Raw genomic sequence first — 17,070 nt, 5'->3', positions numbered from 1 at the left:
AATCCAAAATGAAACACATCTTATATTTATTGCTATTATGTAGTTGTACGCAACTATTGGCACAAAACAGCTCTCCCCTTCAGATTGAAGATAAAAGGATGGATACCTATCTCACAAACCGCCAGCCGGCTACGCTAACTATTCAGATCAAAAATCTTCCTGATAGCGTGAAAAAAGTGAACATCCAATGCACAATGGTGCAATTAGGGGGAAATTTGCAAACTAAAAAATATGCGGAGACAAACGCTGCAGGGTTATCTAAAATCGTTCTTGACCAAAATTTGCCTTATCAGCAAATATGGTTAAGTGTGGGCAAGTATCTGTATGCCGGAATATATATTAATTCGGGCTTGACGGTTACTATTGATGCTGAAAAACTAAAAGATGGAGCTGCATATATGACTGGAGAGGGAATAGCCTATTCAGGGGAAGATGGGGAATTGAATACAGTGATGAACAAAAATGTGCTTTTTAGGAAAAAGGACAAAGAAAAACTAGACGAAAGTTTGAGTGCATTGGGTAAATTAAGAAAAACAACTTCAGAGGATGTCTTTCTCTTTAAGGTTGATTCCATTAAGAAAGCGTTAATGCAGATAGATGAAGAGTTTATTTCAGGTTTTCCGAACTATGGCTGGGCAGTTAGAAACGAGTCTATGTCTGGTTTGTACGGAAACCTTTCTGTATGCTATTGGGATGATAAAATGCCAGATAGGCTTTTTAACGAGATTAGCGATCACAAGCCCTATTTCACCAGTAACGACGGTGCCTTGTTTTATCAGTATCTGCAAATTTATAGCTCAAACGCCAAGTATGGGACAAAAGAAAAAGGGTTGCCAGGTACACTCATGCTGTTAGACAGTTTGTACACACCGCAGAAATCGGACGTTATAAAGCTCTTTCTTTTAGACACCTACAAAGATAACTTTGCCAACTCCTACTCATCGATCATCAATAGCATTCGAACTAAATGGTGCAAAGCTATTGCGAATAATGAACTTGCCAAAGCCGTCCTAAATCAAAAAAAAGTAGATAGCTTGTTTGCGGTGTCAAAAAAGTTGGAAACAACTGATATTGGCAAACCTTTAATGAAATTGCCTTTTGGAGCAGATCTTTACCAGGTAGAGGAGCAAACAAATGCTGATGATTTTCTTTTCAGTTTAAAAGCGAAGTTTCCGAAAAGGGCATTGATCATAGATATTTGGGCAACTTGGTGCGGTCCTTGTTTAGCAGATTTACCGTCGAGTAAAAGCTTACATGAGCAAAACAAGGATTTGCCGATAGACTACGTTTATTTATGTACCACTGATGGCTCGAATATTGACCTTTGGAAAAAGAAAGTTGCAGAAATGCAGGTGTCTGGTACACACGTCTTTATAGACGAGAAGGTTCTAGCTAAGTTACGAACAACGCTTCGTGCAGAAGGTGGGTTTCCGACTTACGTAGTGATCGATTCCAATGGTAAGGTAAATTCAAAAAGCATCACACATATGGGCTCTTTAAATAGGGAAAGTCTTAAAAAAGTCGTAGGACTTTAATAGCTCTATCTTATTACCTTCCCATTCTTATCAACATTTATATTAAAAGGGGGCATGTAGTCTTGTAAAATCACTGCAAGCTCCCTTCTATTTATTTGTTTATTTAAATCAAAATCGCTGTCAAGCTTGTATGTTGCTTTCCACTTTTTCTCAATTTCTTTTGGGGTACTTTCTGGCGACTTTTGTCCGACATAACAAATCAGCTCTAACGCAGCTTTTAGTGTTAAAGTTGAACCTTTATAATCATCGAACCAGATTTGAGCTTTATAATAAAAGTCTTTAATTGGTTGCTTTATATCATCAATGGTTACTAGGCTATTTGGCGAGAACTCTACCTTAGTATTTTGAATATTTCCTTTGATTATGCCCGTTACGCCAACAAACTGAATTGCTTTCCAGTTAGCATCATCTTGTTTAATATCAGCAAAGGGCATTAAAGCTAACTTATAATTAATAAGCTCGCCTTGTATGGCTTTCAAATTTACTTCAGAAGTCTTAACCCCAAAAAAACCTGCATAAGCAGCAGTTGCTCCTGCCGCCTGGCCTATTAACATGCTTTCATCTCCTTTTAACCATAAAAGATTTTCCTCTTCGGGAATAAAAAAATTATACATAGAGAAAACGGTTGCTGTAGTTCCTTTTACTTGCTTACCTGCCGCAACACTTGTCCTATATAAGGTGGCATCATAGTTTAACGGGATTTCATAACTGGTTGGTAAATTATCAATTTTCAATGCACTTTGCAATTTCACATCCCCGGCATTAATTAAAATTCTCGCTTTAATGGTTTGTCCATCATTTAACTTAAACGACCAGCTACTTCCTGAGCGATCTGCCTTAACCCACAGCGCATTTTTTATTACCGTCAAATTTTTTAAAGTATCTGTCCATTTTGTGAGTACTTCATTGGCTATTTGTTTATCCTGGCTATTATTTACTCTCTTTAAAAATTCTGCTTGAATACCCGAGTTAAGGTCGCCTGCTATAGGATTGACATCAAAGCCACCGGCCTGCAATAAAATTGTTGTTTTTACACCAGACACTGCCGCTTGGATCGCCGCACCTGCTGCTGCATTTCCATTTCCAACTACCAAAACAGCTGGTTTTGAGGTCTGAGCCTTAAGCTGAAGGCCAACAAGACTTAACCAAAAAATAAAAAACAATTTCTTCATCATGCTATTCCTTTATATAATATACGCAATATGAGACTATTAGATGTTTTTCTATAACTTTCTACATTCATTTTAACTATATTTAACAATTCCTCTCTGAACCGTTTAAAATGGAGCAAAAAATCAGTCTGATCTTTAAATCCCAACAAGACTACAAATATACACTTCGGAAAAGTAATGTAGATGAACGCATTATAAAATTAAAGGCGATTAAAAAAACGATTAAAAAATATGAAAATCAGCTATATGCCGCACTGCAAAGTGACCTGCGCAAAAGCCGATTTGAAAGCGCCGTTACCGAACTACTTTTTATTTATGGCGAATTAGATTTTACCATCAAAAACCTGGGAAGTTGGCTAAAGCCCCAATATATTGGCAAAACCCTTAGTAACCCGTTTTCAAAGAATAGGATTTACTATGAACCAAAAGGTTTGTGTTTAATTATGGCGCCATGGAACTATCCCTTTCAACTGGTAATGAGTCCCCTCATTTCTGCAATAGCAGCCGGAAACTGTGTTATGGTTAAACCTTCGGAACATAGTTCGTCTACCAGTACAATTATTCGTGCCATTATTGAAGAAACTTTCGAGTCAAAAGAGATTGCTTGTATCGAAGGAGATGCTAGTGTTGCAACTTTGTTGCTTAACCTACCCTTCGATCATATTTTTTTTACCGGAAGTACTGAAATTGGCAAAGTTGTAATGGCTGCTGCGGCAAAACATTTAAGTTCTGTAACCTTAGAGCTGGGTGGAAAATCTCCCACAATAATTGATAGAGAAGTAGACCTGCATCAGGCTGCGGAAAAAATAGCGTGGGGGAAATTGGTAAACAGCGGTCAGACTTGTATTGCGCCCGACTATGTTTTCGTGCATCAACATCAGTTAACTGATTTTATAGCGCTATATAAAGCTGCTGTATATAAGTTCTATTTTAACAATGATAAAATAGTGCTCGATAATTACGGCAAAATCATCAATCACAAGCACTTTAACCGTTTGAAAGCTATGGTAAATGACGCGGTAGAAAAAGGAGCTATGATGGATCTGGGAGGAACTTTTAATGAAAATGAACAAAGCATAAATCCCATCGTGTTAAGTAATATTCCCGAAGGAACGAAATTGATGGAAGAAGAAATTTTTGGGCCGGTTTTGCCTATTATTACCTATAAAGATTTAGATGAGGTTATTGAAAAAATCAATAAAAAAAGCAAGCCTTTAGCGCTGTATATTTTTAGCAAAAGTAAAGCGAACATTAAAAAGTTAATAAAAAATACAACGGCTGGTGGCACATGCGTGAATGATGTCCTGGTTCATATTAGCAATCCTAAACTACCTTTTGGAGGTGTAAATGGCAGCGGCATGGGCAGTAGCCATGGCTTTTTTGGTTTTAAAAACTTCTCTCATGAACGGGCGATTGTTTTTCAATCAAGCATTGGATTTAATTGGCTCATTTATCCTCCCTACCACGGAAAAGAATGGGTGTTAAAGATTTTAAAAAAGATTATGTAATGGCGCAAGATTTAGAAAAATTAAAATACCCTATTGGACTATTTCATTACCCTGAAAAATTAGATGAGGTCCAGATTAACTTTTGGATTAATCAGTTAGAGAAATTTCCCCAAGAACTACTAGCCGTAACTTCGAACTTATCTATACCTCAGTTAGCCGCTCAGTATCGCCCAGGGGGCTGGACAGTTAGGCAAGTAATTCATCACGTTGCCGATAGCCATGTAAATGCGTACACACGTGTTAAGCTTACTTTAACAGAGGAAAACCCCGTTGTTAGGCCTTATGATGAAGAGAGGTGGGCGGAATTGCCTGACGCGAAAAATGGAGAGATCGACCTGTCTGTTGCCATTATAGAAGCCATCCATCACCGGTTAATTATTACTTTACGCAACTTATCTCTTAAAGACTTCGAGCGAAAATATACACATCCAGCCTTAAACCGCTCATTAACCCTTGGCTATTTAGTTGGAAATTATGCCTGGCATGGGCAACATCACTTAGCGCACATCACTGCTGCGCTTTCAGGCACTTAATTTCCTCCTCAACGGAAAAGATTTTTACATAATTTGCACAGAAGTCATTGTTAAAGATCCGCCAACAGCTTTGTCATTAAATAAAACCGCCTGTTCGTTTTCATTTTGCAAGCCTAAGGTGTACATTAAGGGCAAATAATGCTCTGGTGTTGGAATAGCCAACTTTGCTGCACTCCCTAACGAGTCATAATGGATAAGTGCCTGATGCTCCTTATTTAAAATTAAATTTTTGAAGGTTTCTTGCATTTCCAGTGCCCAATCGAAGCCACCGCCCTGTATCATCTCCCAATTCATTAAGCGTAAATTATGTATGATATTACCGCTTCCTAAAATAAGCACTCCCTTTTTACGCAAGGCTAATAGTTCTTTAGCCAAATTATAGTGGTAGTGCGCATCTTTTGTATAATCGATACTTAGCTGTAAAACCGGAATATCAGCCAATGGATACATATGTTTAATGACCGACCATGCGCCATGATCCAGTCCCCAATCGTGATCTAAAGTCACCGTTGTTCCTTTAATCAGTTCGGCAGTTTCCTTTGCTAATATCGGATTGCCTGGAGCTGGATATTGTATGTCAAATAAAGCTTGGGGAAATCCACCAAAATCATGTATAGTTGCTGGAAAATCCATTGCCGTAATACGTGTTCCCTTTGTAAACCAATGAGCCGAAACTACCAATACCGCCTGTGGAACCGGAATACTTTTAGCTATATCAGTCCAGCTTTTACTAAACTCATTTAGCGCAATCCCATTCATCGGGGAGCCGTGTCCCATAAATAGGGCCGGCATCAAATCTGTCGCCGCTAAATTTGTTGTAAAATTCTTGAATTGATTTAAGCCTGTCATATCCTTGCTACTTATCTTTTGCAAATTGGAGGTTTAGCGTAATATGTACATCCTTTGCTATACCCGCTCCAGTTGGATCGTAATTGATATGATAATCCAAACGATTAATTTTTGTTGTGGCTAAAAACCCGGCTTTACTATTCCCTTTTGGATCTGTAACCGTACCTCCATATACCACGTTAAATCGAACTTCTTTAGTTACATCCCTGATCGTTAGGTTACCGGTAAGCACATACACATTATCACGTTTCTTTTTAAATGAAGTGCTTTCAAAAGTCATTTTTGGATATTGCTCTGCATTAAAAAAATCGTCAGATTTTAAATGCTTATCACGCATCTCTACGTTAGTACTAATGCTCTCCACATCTGCCGCAAAAGAAATATGGGAATCTGTAAAGTCCGTTTTATTCGAAGTGATGGTGCCCTCAAACTTTTTAAATGTACCATCCACAAAGGAAATCCCAGAATGCTTGACGGCGAAATTTACAAAAGTATGCATTGGATCTACTGTCCACTTAGTTTGCGCATATGCGGCAACACTGATATTAAGGGCGATGATAAATAGAATTAGCTTTTTCATAATGTTATATTTTAATTGTACAAAGTTATAACACTCGATTTTCTAAATTGTTGATGTAAGATAAGAAATCATAACCCATCCTCTAAAACGATAGAGGATGGGTTATTTTACAGGCAGAGAGTTTGTTATTTGAATGCGCGAATTTATTTCTTGGCGAGGGTTTCGGTTATCTCACCACAATCATACATCATACTGCCATAAAATGGATTTTGAACGGCTTCAGCTTCATTTAACCAACTCTTTTTAGCCATTGGACAATACTGTACGTAAACAACCTCATCGTTCATGTTAAAAGATTTGGTCAGTTTTATCATTGCAGATGAAAGAGTCCAAAAACTTTTGCGTTGCTCTTTTATGGATTTTTCAGTGGCAATGGTCGATGCCATTTTTTGAATGGTTCCCGCTTCTACATTCCATACAGCTAATTGTGCGGCAGTTAGCGTTTTTATCGGAAAAACGGCTATATTTTCGGCTAAAATCTTAGCCGTTTCGTTGGCTTGCGAAGCATTGTCTTTCGCTAAAGCATTTTTTGTAGCGAAGTAAGCCTTCAGCGTATTATTATGCTCTCTTTTAGCCACCATACTTTGCGCATTAGTGGTTAAAGATGCTGCCACAAATAAGGCAACCATGATGATTATTTTTTTCATATTATTGTTTTTTACTTAATGCATTAAAAAAATTAAATTCTACTCTGGCCAGGTACATGTTTTTTAAATAAGCGTTTTCTATATTACCAGCAACGTTAAACCGATAGCCCAGATCTATCCGCGTTTTGCTATCTAAAATTACCTGCAAAGCAGGTGCAAAATCGAGTGTTGATTTACCATTGACAGGATTGCTTCTTCCCAACATTTCAAAGTATAAATTGAAGTTCGGCTGATTATAGTTCTTGTAAACAAACGGCAACAATAAGTAACCCGAAGAAAGACTATAACTGATTATTTCGTTGGGGTTGGTAAGCGCTGTTCGTGTTCCAAGTGACTTGCTATAACCGATAGTGGAAGATAGAGCTAGCTTGTGAATTAGTTGAGTGAAAACAAGTCCCCCTTGGAAACCGGAATTATCTCCTTCTAAATTAATGTCCTCACTGGCAAACTTCCGTCTACTCGAACTGACCCTTCCAAAAGCTGCACCCCTAAAATGGCTCTGTGCATTGTCTAATGACAGGAATCGGTATTTTAAATAAAAACTTGCCCCCTCCAACTGATATCTTCCATCCATATCAGATACGAAACCTTGAACGTGAAACATGACGCTTTTATTAAGGCCAACCATCACTTCGGCGATACTTCTACTTTTAAATGATCCGGCAGGAAACATTCCCTCATTCGTTATTCTAACGCCAATAGATTGTGCAGGCATATTGCTTGCTGGTTCGGTAAAAACGTAGAGCTCTTGCGCTAAAAGCGACAAATTAGCCCAAAAACTGAGGATTACTAATCCAATAGTTTTCCTGACCATGTTAAATACTTAAATGATAAATCCTCGTCTTTTTACCATTTACCATGCCGGTCCCGCTTGCATATGAATCGAATTTAAGCTGGGCTGATTTTTGCTTAAAGGTAGCATTTGAAATAAAGTTTTTGTCGATCACATTTACTTTAACCGCCCCATTTAATGTCTTATTCTTCAAGTTTGCAAAACGGTAAACGGTATTGCCAATAATCAGCTGGCCGTTTTCATCTACCCTGGCTTGATTAAAATTAATGGTGGCAGCAAAAGTCCCAACCGAAAAGCCCGCATCCTTAACCTTTTTCTGCAACTGGTCAAAATTAACATTGCCTTCTTTTTTAAAGCCAATTACAAAAAGATTTTTATTCAGATCTGGATTCACGCTGTTTACATAGTTTAAAGTGCGCAATGATTTTTCTGTGGCTTGTGAGCACATTGAACAGGTTAAACCGTTAACCTGCATTTCTACAGCACTAATTTGCTGAGCTGATACTTTATTTATAGTAAAAAGCATCAAAAACAATACGATAATTTTTGTCGTTTTCATTCTCAAAATTTCTAAATGGATAAATAGTTTACAACAGGGCAAAAGCCTTGGTAGCTAATCATTCATTTTTGGCTAATTTCTGAAGACGCAATTCATCACATGCAGGGCAACGCCTGTCTTGGGAGGCGCTTTATGCGCTATTTTGCTGAAGATGGTTGGGACGAAATTCCTTAGAACGTAACGAAACGTTTCATGGAAAATCATATCAACACTAAAGAATTTTGGAAGTTTAGCAGCACTTTCGATCTGATGGCTATCTTTTACTTTAAGATCAACCTTTGTGTTTTTGCAACAATTATCTTGTTTTTCAGCGAGCGGCTCAGCCTTGCAATATTTACAGGCAACCTTCGCATTTATAACAGAAACATCCGCTAATTTACCGCCGCAAAAATGCAGACTCAAAGCCACGCCCATTATACTAATCACGTAAAATGCACAAAGACTTATCGCTAATTTTTGCTTTAAACTCATCATTAGCAAAGCTATACATAAATTTCTAAATTAAAACTTATTGATTTGTTAAAATATGGTAAATAAATTATTAATCCCTTTTGCTATGAGTTGTATTCTATTTTTTAAATAACTTAGCGGTAAATCATTAAAACATGAAGAAACTATTGACCCTATTGCTATGTCTTTGCCTGCTGAATGCTTATGCAGCAAAGCCTAAAAATCAATATGTTAGGATTGCAACAGACAGGGGCACTGTAATTATTAAACTTTATAACGAAACCCCCTTACATCGCGACAACTTCATTAAATTAGCAAAAGAAGGACAATTAGATGGCACTTTATTTCATCGGGTAATTAAGGATTTTATGATTCAGGGTGGTGATACAAAATCGAAAAATGCCCATCCCGACTCCACCTTGGGAAATGGAGGCTTGCCCTATACTGTGAAAGCAGAATTTGTAGACAGCTTATTCCATAAAAAAGGGGCTTTGGGTGCTGCGAGGGAAGGTGATAGAAGTAACCCGACAAAAGCTTCGAGCAGTACTCAATTTTATATTGTGCAAGGAAAAATTTGGACAGACTCTACCTTAAATGCTACAGAAGAGACGCGTTTAAAGTTTAAGATCCCGGAATGGCAGCGTCAAATATATAAAACCATTGGAGGCACTCCACATTTAGATCGTAATTATACGGTATATGGAGAAGTGGTAAAAGGGCTTGAAATGGTTGATGCTATCGCCAACGAACCTACGGGAAAGGCGGACCGCCCGACGAGAGATGTTAGCATGACTGTTACTGTACTTAAAAGACGTGAAGTAAGGAAACTAGAGAGAGAACTGAAAAAAAATAAGGTCTAGCTTTACAGGATGAAAATCATTTCCTATAACGTAAATGGCATTCGCGCTGCTTCCACAAAAGGCTTAATTAACTGGTTGCAAGCTACCGACGCCGATATGGTGTGTCTTCAGGAAGTAAAAGCCTTGGAAGAACAGATTCCTGAAATTATTATTTTAATTGAACAGTTGGGCTACTATCATTACTGGTTTCCCGCAACAAAAAAAGGTTATAGCGGTGTTGCCATATTAACCAAAATTAAACCTGTTCACATTTCATACGGTTGTGGAGAGTCTTGGATCGATGCTGAAGGACGCATTCTAAGGGCGGATTTCGACACCTTCTCCTTAATGAGTCTATATATGCCGTCTGGCTCCAGTGGCGACGAAAGACAGCTTAAAAAGTATGAGTTCATGCGGTTTTTTGATGTATATATAGACGAATTGCGCAAACAGTTTCCCAATCTAATTATCTCTGGCGACTATAACATTTGCCATCGTCCTATTGACATTCACAACCCAAAATCTAATGCCAACTCGTCGGGGTTTTTACCTGAAGAAAGGGCATGGATGGAGCTGTTTATGGACAATGGATTTATTGATTCGTTTAGACACTTTAATAAAGACCCCCATCATTATACCTGGTGGAGCTACCGAGCCGGATCAAGAGGTAAGAATTTAGGGTGGCGTATCGACTATCACCTGGTGTCAAAGCCTATGGAAGACCGCCTAAAGAATGTACGTATTTTACCGGATGCACTGCATTCTGATCATTGTCCGGTGCTTTTAGAAATAGACTAACATTAAACCAGCACATGCTCATTACCCAAATCAAAGCCCTTGTTGGCGTTCATCCGAAAGAAACATTCGTCCTTCACGGCGATGAAATGGCCCAGTTGCCAACATTAGAGAATGCCTGGCTTTTATTGGAGAACGGCTTGATCAAAGATTTTGGACCAATGTTTACTTGTCCATCGTCAACTGAAAACAACCAACATGAAACAATAAACGCCGAGGGCAAATACGTTTTCCCTTCATGGTGCGATAGTCATTCGCACGTTGTTTTTGCTGCTTCTCGTGAAGAAGAGTTTGTAATGAAAATTGAAGGCAAGGGCTATGAAGAAATTGCCGCCGCAGGAGGAGGTATCTTAAACTCTGCAAATAAACTGGCAAACGCAAGTGAAGAGGAGCTTTTTGAAAGTGCGCGCAAAAGAGTGGTCGATATGATCAAACAGGGTACTGCTGCCATAGAAATAAAAAGTGGTTATGGATTAACTTTCGAAAGCGAGCTCAAAATGCTTCGGGTAATCAAACGACTAAAAAACGAATTGCCTATCCCCGTCAAAGCTACTTTTTTGGCCGCCCATACCTATCCTCAGGTATACAAAAACGATCATCAGGGATATATTGATTTAATTATAAATGAAATGCTTCCGGCGGTAGCCGAAGAAAAATTAGCAGATTATATAGATGTATTTTGTGAGCGAGGCTTTTTTTCAGTGGAAGAAACTGATCAAATTCTTACTGCCGCAGCAAAATTTGATCTAAAACCAAAAATACATGCCAATCAGCTTTCTGTTTCTGGAGGGGTGCAAATTGGCGTTAAACATGGCGCTGTTTCTGTTGATCACTTGGAAGAAACGGATGACGATGTACTGAAGAGCCTGGCTAACAATCCTACAATTGCAACCTTATTGCCTTCCTGTTCCTTTTACCTAAATATTCCTTTTGCTAATGCCCGTGGATTGATGCAAAATCATGCTGCTATCGCTTTGGCTACCGATTATAATCCTGGGTCAACTCCCTCTGGAAATATGAATTTCGTTGTTTCCCTCGCTTGCATCAAACTTAAGATGATGCCTGAGGAGGCTATTAATGCGGCTACATTAAATGGTGCGGCAGCTATGGAATTAAGTAAGGAGATGGGAAGTATCGCTATTGGAAAACGGGCTAACTTATTTATCACTAGGACGATTCCGGCTCTGGCTTATTTGCCTTATAGCTTTGGCCAAAGTCAGGTTGAAACGATTATCTTAAACGGAGAAATTTACAATGGATAGGTTAAAGATATATTCACGGGGCGAGGTTTTCCCTTTAATAAATCAAAGAACGGGTGAGGTTAAGCTGGGCGAAAAAGTTCAATTTATCTCGTCATTGGCCAACCTTGACCAAAGTCCCGCAAAGTTTGTGCTTTTAGGCATTCCAGAAGATATAGGTGTTCGTGCCAATCTTGGAACAGGAGGAACGCAAACTGCTTGGCTTCCAGCTTTAAAAGCACTGCTCAATATGCAAAGCAATTCATTTTTTTCTGGCGAGGAGGTGCTCTTATTGGGACATATTGATGTTTCTGTTCCAACGGATAACAGTTTAACTGTCTTAAGAAATAAAGTAACAGTGATTGATGGGTTAGTTTATCCTATTATTGAAAAAATCATCAAGGCTAGAAAAATTCCTATTGTAATTGGGGGTGGGCACAATAACGCACTAGGTATCATTTGGGGTGCATCATTGGCACTTAACAGCAAAATGAATGTGGTTAATATCGATGCTCATGCAGATTTAAGAACTGCTGAAGGCCGGCACAGCGGGAACGCCTTTACTTATGCACTCCAAAATGGTTTCTTAGCCGAATATCGAATATTCGGTTTACAACAAAATTATGTGAGCGCCGACCTGCTTAAATACGTCAATAATAACAATGCCAATATTAAGGTTTTATACTACGAAGCGCTATTAAAAAGTGAGCGTTCTATCCGTAAAAATTGGGAGGCATTTGTGAGAGATTTACCGAATCCTTGTGGACTAGAATTGGATTTAGATAGTATTGCGAATGTGTTGTCAAGTGCGGGTAGTCCGTCTGGCTTTAACTTAAGTGATATCCGCAGCATTTTGCTATCGAACGATAAAAAGTTCCATTATCTGCACATCTGTGAGGGGGCCGCCGAGCTTGCTGACGGTAGGCAAGACCCTGCAACGGCTAAAACTATTGCAATTTTAGTGAGCGACTTTATTAAAGCTCTTCATCCTCATACTTCGCAGCAGCCTGAAGCATGATTTCAATTTCCTTGATTTGCGAAGCCGTTAAAGGATCTTCCTGTTCTTGTAGCTCGAAAATGGTAATCATCGTATCTTCGTAATGTTGTGCAGAAGTAATTTTGAATTCTTTTTCCATTTTAATAGCATCAAGTAGCGAGATTGGTTGTAAACTCAACTATTCCATTGGGGGTTATACACTTATCAAGTCGAACATCATTCAAATGTACATCTTTAATTTCTATTAGGGCATCAAAAAATGATAATCCGATCTTTAGTGTCTGTAGATTTTGCAGAAAACGATCATAAAAACCTTTTCCGTATCCTACTCTAAATCCTTTTTGGTCAAATGCCAATAGTGGGACTAAAACCATATCTGGTTTAGTCGTTGTTAATTTAGCTTTTTGTGGTTCGGGGATATGGTAGTGATTATTGGATAGATCTTCTTTACCCGCATAAGTATAATGATTCATTACACTTATTTCAAAATCCGCTTTGGGCACAATAATTTCTATGTTGGGATAATTTTCCTGCAACCAATCGATGATTAAAAAAGTATCAGGTTCTTTTTTGGCTAGGATGGGCAAGAAGATATGTATGCTTTTTATTTCAGACAAATCAAGTGTTTTAAAACCCGCCAGTAGTTTTTCGCTCAAGGCCGCAAGCTCCACGTCCGCTAAGCTGTTTCGGCGTTCTAAGGCTTGCTTTCTGATTTGTTTTTTATCCATTCTAGAAGAATTGTCATCCAGAGCGTAATGAAGCACTCCGGATGACAAGTTATGGCTTATTTTACCCGTTCCACGTACTCGCCGGTACGCGTATCGATTTTAACTCTATCGCCTTGGTTTACAAACATCGGAACTTTAATTTCCACATCGTTTTCAACCGTAGCAGCTTTTAATGCGTTTGTAGAAGTGTCTCCCTTAACCGCTGGCTCAGAATAAACAACTTCCATTTCTACAAAATTAGGGATACTTGCTTGGATTGGCTCTTCACTTTCTATTGCTACCAAAATGCTCATTCCTTCTTTTAAAAATTTAATAGATGGGCCGAAAAGTGTTTTAGGTACGTTAAATTGCTCATAGCTGGTATTATCCATTACCACGAGATAATCACCATCTTCATACAAATATTGATAGTCATTCGTTTCAACTCGACAAATCTCCACTACCTCGTCCGTATTCATACGAGCTTCTACCAGTCTGGAAGTTTTAATGTTACGAAATTTACCTGTGTAAAATGCACCACCTTTACCTGGTGTGCGGTGATTCCATTCTTCTACTGTAACTAATTCTTTATTAACACGAAGGATGTTACCAACTTTTATTTCTGATGCTTTTGCCATAATATTTTTGTAAAGGACTTTTTAAAGTCGCAAGGTAAAACTATTTTAAATTTTTTCATCTATGTTTTCATGTAAAAATTGCCTCTAAAAAAAGATAGCTTCGGGAACCACTCCGAAGCTACAATCAACCTAAACCTAAAACTAAACTATGAAAATTCTTATTATTATATTTGCTTTGTCGTCCTATTTAAGAATTTAAAGCAAGTTGTTTTAATCATATTATACGATAACTGTGCAAATATTCCGCCCTGTTTCGTGGCGCAAAGGTAAATACTATTTTTCAATTACACAACACTAAATTGAAAATAATTTTAAGAGGTCGTTTTAAACAGAAATAGGGTAGTTCTGAAGGCATTTGTGATGATTTTTTGACAAACGATTTTACTTGTAATCGCTGATTGACAAACGCTCATTGCAAAAACTATATTCATGGTGCTGATTAGATCCAATAATAATCATTTTGCCTTGACCGAACTTTTCAATTAATTCCAGGTACCAGTCTACTCCCTGTGTATCTAAATTAGAGGTGGGCTCGTCGAGTAAAAGGATAGGCGAGTTACTGCAACAGGCCAAGGCAAGCTTGGTTCGTTGTTTCATTCCAGAAGAGAAGTATTTTAAAGCCTTATCATGTGATTTCTCAAGTCCAAGCAGGCTGAGTACTCCCGCTGCATTCAGTTTCTCAGCGTACTCCTTAAATTGAAAATGGAAAGCTATTGTTTCTTGTAAAGTAAACTCTTCAATCAAATCTATGTATGGAGCAGCAAAACTGATGTATTGATAAATGTTATCTACCTTGATCTCATTTAACCCATGGTATTTTAGATCTCCTTCAGAAGGCGACAAACTGCCTAATAGTACGCTCAATAACGTGGATTTACCCGAGCCATTTGGCCCTAGAACGGCATAATTGCAGCCTTGTTCAAACTGAAAGTTAATCCCTCTAAAGATCCATTCCTTATTAAATCTGCGACCAATATTCTGAAGGGAAATGTTCATTTTTAGTAGTTAATAGAAAGTAATTATTTTACCTTTCTTTACTTCCCGATCCAAACCCCCTCATTACCCCTCGGTTAGAGTTTCTAATAAAATCTACAATTTCATCACGGATTTCAGTAGGCTGAAATTCCGCTTCAATAATATCTAGTGCCTTGGTTACATTATTGTTCTTCACAAACAAAACACGATAAATTTCTTGGATTTCGTTGATATTTTCAGGAGTAAAGCCTCTTCTTCTTAGGCCAACAGAGTTAATACCTACATAAGAAAGTGGTTCACGCGCTGCTTTTACGTAAGGGGGGACATCCTTGCGGACCAACGAACCTCCAGTTACAAATGCATGAGAGCCAACTTTTACAAATTGGTGGATCGCAACCAAACCTGCCAATACCACATAATCACCAATCGTAATGTGACCCGCCAACGTAGTACTATTTGAAAAAATACAATAGTTTCCCACCTCACAATCGTGTGCGATGTGGGAATAAGCTTGGATCAGACAATTGTTTCCAATCACAGTTTTCCATTTATCTTTGGTACCGCGGTTAATGGTTACGCATTCCCTGATAGTTGTATTGTCTCCGATTTCGGCAGTGGTAACTTCCCCTGCAAACTTTAGATCTTGCGGCACTCCTGATATAACCGAACCAGGGAAAACCCGGCAATTTTTACCGATCCTTGCACCGTCCATGATCACCACGTTTGAGCCTATCCATGTACCTTCTCCGATTTCTACATCTTTATGGATTACAGCAAACGGCTCAACAACTACATTGTCGGCTATTTTTGCCTGTGGGTGTATATATGCTAAAGGCTGTATCATTATGCGGGATCGTTTTCTTTTACTTTCGATATTTGTGCCATCATCTCGGCTTCTACTACTATTTTCTCACCTACCATGCCGAAGCCTTTCATTTGCGCAATTCCCCTTCTAATTGGTTCCATTAAATCGCATCTAAATACAATCGTATCGCCCGGCAAAACCTGAGCCCTAAAACGCACGTTATCTATTTTTAAAAAATAAGTTAAATAATTTCTTGGGTCGGGCACTGTACTTAAAACCAAAATCCCTCCTACTTGCGCCATTGCTTCAATTTGGATCACTCCTGGTAGTACAGGGGCCCCGGGGAAATGGCCTTTAAAGAACTCTTCGTTCATTGTTACGTTTTTTATACCAACAACGTGGGTCTTAGAAAGTTCGAGTACTTTGTCCACAAATAAGAAGGGCTGCCTATGCGGCAAAATATCCATAATCTGCACCACGTCATACAAAGGCTTCGCATTTACATCATATACCTTTTGTATTTTTTTCCCTTTCTCCTTTTTAATGGCGGCTTTAATCTTTTTAGCAAAAGCCACATTTGCTGCATGGCCCGGTCTCGCGGCCATAATATGTCCCTTTAAGTGAACGCCCACAAGCGCTAAATCACCTATCATGTCAAGCAGTTTATGGCGGGCAGGTTCATTTTGGTAGCGGAGCTCCATATTATTTAAAATCCCCTGAGGTGCAACTTCAATTGCTGCCCTATTAAATATCTTTGCAAGGTGGTTAAGTTCGTCCTTTGTTACCTCTTTATCTACTATTACTATTGCATTGTTCAAATCACCGCCTTTGATAAGGTTGTTCTGCAATTGGTACTCCAGTTCATGTAAAAAACAAAATGTTCTACAAGAAGCTATTTCTTTTTTAAACTCGGCTATGCTTGAAATGCCGGCGTGCTGACTTCCTAACACTGGAGAATTATAGTCGATCATGCAGGTAAAGCGATAATCGTCTAGCGGCATCGCTACAATTTCTACTTTCCTATCTGGTTCTGCATAAGTAATATTATGTGGAATTGTGTAGTATTCTCTATCTGCATTTTGGGAAATTATGCCTACCTCTTCCAGCGCTTCTAAAAACATGATTGCGCTCCCGTCCATAATCGGCGTTTCGGGGCCATCTAGCTTAATCAGAACATTGTCTAGATCCATTCCCACCAACGAGGCCATTACATGCTCTACGGTACTTACACTTGCGCCGTTTTGGGAAATGGTTGTTCCTCTTGCGGTATCGGTTACATTATCGCAATCTGCGTCGACGATTGGCTGACTAGGAAGGTCTATTCTTTGAAATTTAAAACCATGGTTATCAGGAGCAGGGCAAAATGTTAAGGTTACATTTGCACCGGTATGTAATCCAACACCTTTAACCGAAACTTCACTTTTAATGGTTTTTTGTTTAACGTTCATTA

The 17,070-nt window shown here is 38.6% G+C and carries 20 protein-coding genes; 7 read left to right on the top strand and 13 right to left on the bottom strand.

The window, feature by feature from the left end:
• Positions 1-8 precede the first annotated feature (8 nt).
• Positions 9-1,535 carry a TlpA family protein disulfide reductase gene (locus BM207_RS10245; protein WP_090993638.1) on the top strand — a complete coding sequence of 509 codons (1,527 nt, stop codon included), beginning with the start codon at positions 9-11 and terminating at the stop codon, positions 1,533-1,535.
• Positions 1,536-1,540: 5 nt separating this feature from the next.
• Here BM207_RS10245 and BM207_RS10240 read toward each other — a convergent pair whose 3' ends face one another.
• Positions 1,541-2,710 (bottom strand): hypothetical protein, encoded by a 1,170-nt coding sequence (locus tag BM207_RS10240; protein ID WP_090993636.1) that lies wholly within the window; start codon positions 2,708-2,710, stop codon positions 1,541-1,543.
• Between the two features lie 107 nt (positions 2,711-2,817).
• Between BM207_RS10240 and BM207_RS10235 the strand changes: the two genes are divergently transcribed.
• Positions 2,818-4,215, top strand: a complete 1,398-nt coding sequence (locus BM207_RS10235; protein WP_090993634.1) for an aldehyde dehydrogenase family protein — start codon at positions 2,818-2,820, stop codon at positions 4,213-4,215.
• A complete protein-coding gene (locus tag BM207_RS10230) occupies positions 4,182-4,748 on the top strand; it encodes a YfiT family bacillithiol transferase (RefSeq protein WP_218155042.1) in 567 nt (188 codons plus the stop codon). Before BM207_RS10235 ends, BM207_RS10230 begins: the two co-directional genes overlap by 34 nt.
• Before the next feature lie 24 nt (positions 4,749-4,772).
• Here the strand turns inward: BM207_RS10230 and ygiD are convergent, their stop codons facing one another.
• From ygiD to BM207_RS10200, 6 genes are all read right to left on the bottom strand, one after another.
• Complete coding sequence (gene ygiD, locus BM207_RS10225; RefSeq protein ID WP_317040303.1) at positions 4,773-5,621, bottom strand: 4,5-DOPA-extradiol-dioxygenase; 849 nt, start codon at positions 5,619-5,621, stop codon at positions 4,773-4,775.
• Complete coding sequence (locus tag BM207_RS10220; RefSeq protein ID WP_090993630.1) at positions 5,605-6,177, bottom strand: YceI family protein; 573 nt, start codon at positions 6,175-6,177, stop codon at positions 5,605-5,607. The genes ygiD and BM207_RS10220 overlap by 17 nt, the downstream gene beginning before the upstream one ends.
• Positions 6,178-6,320: 143 nt before the next feature.
• A complete protein-coding gene (locus tag BM207_RS10215) occupies positions 6,321-6,824 on the bottom strand; it encodes a DUF3347 domain-containing protein (protein WP_090993628.1) in 504 nt (167 codons plus the stop codon).
• 1 nt (position 6,825) lies between these two features.
• Positions 6,826-7,638 (bottom strand): hypothetical protein, encoded by an 813-nt coding sequence (locus BM207_RS10210; protein ID WP_090993626.1) that lies wholly within the window; start codon positions 7,636-7,638, stop codon positions 6,826-6,828.
• A gap of 1 nt (position 7,639) precedes the next feature.
• Positions 7,640-8,176, bottom strand: a complete 537-nt coding sequence (locus BM207_RS10205) for a heavy-metal-associated domain-containing protein (RefSeq protein WP_090993624.1) — start codon at positions 8,174-8,176, stop codon at positions 7,640-7,642.
• Positions 8,177-8,248: 72 nt separating this feature from the next.
• The gene (locus tag BM207_RS10200) at positions 8,249-8,650 is read right to left on the bottom strand and encodes an HYC_CC_PP family protein (protein WP_090993622.1); all 402 of its coding nucleotides are present in this window, start codon (positions 8,648-8,650) and stop codon (positions 8,249-8,251) included.
• Between the two features lie 131 nt (positions 8,651-8,781).
• On the opposite strand from BM207_RS10200, the gene BM207_RS10195 reads away from it, so the two are divergent.
• The 4 genes from BM207_RS10195 to BM207_RS10180 are packed head-to-tail and all read left to right on the top strand — an operon-like array spanning position 8,782 to position 12,516.
• Positions 8,782-9,486 carry a peptidylprolyl isomerase gene (locus tag BM207_RS10195; RefSeq protein ID WP_090993620.1) on the top strand — a complete coding sequence of 235 codons (705 nt, stop codon included), beginning with the start codon at positions 8,782-8,784 and terminating at the stop codon, positions 9,484-9,486.
• 9 nt (positions 9,487-9,495) lie between these two features.
• Complete coding sequence (locus BM207_RS10190; RefSeq protein ID WP_090993618.1) at positions 9,496-10,263, top strand: exodeoxyribonuclease III; 768 nt, start codon at positions 9,496-9,498, stop codon at positions 10,261-10,263.
• Positions 10,264-10,277: 14 nt separating this feature from the next.
• Positions 10,278-11,522 carry an imidazolonepropionase gene (gene hutI / locus BM207_RS10185; protein ID WP_090993616.1) on the top strand — a complete coding sequence of 415 codons (1,245 nt, stop codon included), beginning with the start codon at positions 10,278-10,280 and terminating at the stop codon, positions 11,520-11,522.
• Positions 11,515-12,516, top strand: coding sequence for a formimidoylglutamase (locus BM207_RS10180; protein ID WP_090993614.1), 1,002 nt, complete (start codon positions 11,515-11,517; stop codon positions 12,514-12,516). Before hutI ends, BM207_RS10180 begins: the two co-directional genes overlap by 8 nt.
• Here BM207_RS10180 and BM207_RS19120 read toward each other — a convergent pair.
• The 6 genes from BM207_RS19120 to BM207_RS10155 all read right to left on the bottom strand — a co-directional run bounded on the left by BM207_RS19120 (position 12,473) and on the right by BM207_RS10155 (position 17,068).
• A complete protein-coding gene (locus BM207_RS19120) occupies positions 12,473-12,634 on the bottom strand; it encodes a hypothetical protein (RefSeq protein ID WP_177217101.1) in 162 nt (53 codons plus the stop codon). The genes BM207_RS10180 and BM207_RS19120 overlap by 44 nt on opposite strands.
• Before the next feature lie 10 nt (positions 12,635-12,644).
• Positions 12,645-13,223: a 5-formyltetrahydrofolate cyclo-ligase gene (locus BM207_RS10175; protein ID WP_090993612.1), complete on the bottom strand. Its 579-nt coding sequence runs from the start codon at positions 13,221-13,223 to the stop codon at positions 12,645-12,647.
• A gap of 56 nt (positions 13,224-13,279) precedes the next feature.
• Positions 13,280-13,840, bottom strand: coding sequence for an elongation factor P (gene efp / locus BM207_RS10170; RefSeq protein WP_090993610.1), 561 nt, complete (start codon positions 13,838-13,840; stop codon positions 13,280-13,282).
• A 381-nt stretch (positions 13,841-14,221) separates the two neighbouring features.
• Positions 14,222-14,836, bottom strand: a complete 615-nt coding sequence (locus BM207_RS10165) for an ABC transporter ATP-binding protein (RefSeq protein ID WP_090993608.1) — start codon at positions 14,834-14,836, stop codon at positions 14,222-14,224.
• A 28-nt stretch (positions 14,837-14,864) separates the two neighbouring features.
• Entirely contained in the window at positions 14,865-15,659 is a 795-nt protein-coding gene (gene lpxA / locus BM207_RS10160; RefSeq protein ID WP_090993606.1) for an acyl-ACP--UDP-N-acetylglucosamine O-acyltransferase, read from the bottom strand.
• Entirely contained in the window at positions 15,659-17,068 is a 1,410-nt protein-coding gene (locus BM207_RS10155) for a bifunctional UDP-3-O-[3-hydroxymyristoyl] N-acetylglucosamine deacetylase/3-hydroxyacyl-ACP dehydratase (RefSeq protein ID WP_090993604.1), read from the bottom strand. The genes lpxA and BM207_RS10155 overlap by 1 nt, the downstream gene beginning before the upstream one ends.
• Between the last annotated feature and the right edge of the window lie 2 nt (positions 17,069-17,070).

It is taken from the genome of Pedobacter insulae (assembly GCF_900113525.1).
GTDB classification, from domain to species: domain Bacteria; phylum Bacteroidota; class Bacteroidia; order Sphingobacteriales; family Sphingobacteriaceae; genus Pedobacter; species Pedobacter insulae.
The sequence above is the reverse complement of the archived record's forward strand: the minus strand, read 5'-3'. Positions and strand labels throughout refer to the sequence as shown.